1 pseudogene is annotated in these 572 nt (G+C 45.5%); it reads left to right on the top strand.

The annotated features are described in order from the left end of the window. Positions 1–572 (top strand): annotated as a pseudogene (locus R8O10_RS26660) (alkaline phosphatase family protein); the annotation flags it as partial.

Below are 572 nucleotides of genomic sequence, written 5' to 3'. Positions count from 1 at the left end.
TCTTAAAGGCGTGGTTGAAATAATGGAAGCAAGCACTCACAACGCATACACATCACAATCACTTGATGAACTTCAGCAGCTCCAAATAGGTCAGAGAGCGTGGGTAAGCTTACTCGCCATTAAAGGTGATTACCCAACTCATCAACCGCTTCGCTACCAAATTCAAACTCAAGATGGTCTATTGACTGAGCTGTTGCCACATCTGAACTATGAACAAGACCAACATCCACATCAAGGATTGGAGTTTGTGATCAGCGAGAAAGCCGATTACGTTCTTCATGGCTCTTGTCGAAATCCTCACCATTTTAGTAAAGACACTTTAGTCACTGCAGACGAAAAGGTCGCTAGCTTACGTGTTGATGAGCGACCAGACATGCTGATCATGAGTGGTGACCAAATTTATGCAGACCACGTAGCGGGGCCGACTTTGGACGCCATAGAGCAAGTCGTTAAGCTACTAGGGTTACCAGACGAGCAATTTGAGCAAGCGCCCATTGCAGATACAAAAGCACTGTATAAACACCCAGATTGCTACTATGGACGCGATAAGCTTCTGCCACATTATGTCGATG

Origin of the sequence: Vibrio sp. 1727, from assembly GCF_033344415.1 — a bacterium.
GTDB lineage: Bacteria > Pseudomonadota > Gammaproteobacteria > Enterobacterales > Vibrionaceae > Vibrio > Vibrio alginolyticus.
The sequence above is the reverse complement of the archived record's forward strand: the minus strand, read 5'-3'. Positions and strand labels throughout refer to the sequence as shown.